This window comes from Pseudoalteromonas sp. 19-MNA-CIBAN-0066, assembly GCF_040308705.1.
GTDB classification, from domain to species: domain Bacteria; phylum Pseudomonadota; class Gammaproteobacteria; order Enterobacterales; family Alteromonadaceae; genus Pseudoalteromonas; species Pseudoalteromonas nigrifaciens.
Genome location: NZ_JBEONZ010000164.1, coordinates 1 through 284 on the forward strand (window position 1 = coordinate 1; position 284 = coordinate 284).

Genomic DNA, 284 nt, shown 5'->3' on the forward strand with positions numbered 1-284 from the left:
CCCTATCTCTGTTAAATTTTATCCATCTTTAAGCTATTTATTTAATTTGTTCTATCCTTAAAGCATTAATAGGTAAATTAAGATAAAGGCATGGAATTAATAAACTTTAAAGTGGGCTGCAAAACAATTTCGCTAAAAATACTCGATATTTTATTAACTGAGCGCTTTGACAATAATCTAACAACTTTACCAAACAATAATAAAAGCTTTATTGGTGTTAAAGATTATATGGATACACCAACACCTGTTTTTGATTTAGGTATTATTTTAAATAATATCTCAAC

At 26.4% G+C, this 284-nt stretch carries 1 pseudogene; it reads left to right on the forward strand.

The window, feature by feature from the left end:
• Nucleotides 1-90: 90 nt before the first annotated feature.
• A pseudogene (locus AAEZ18_RS18650) lies at nucleotides 91-284 on the forward strand (chemotaxis protein); the annotation flags it as partial.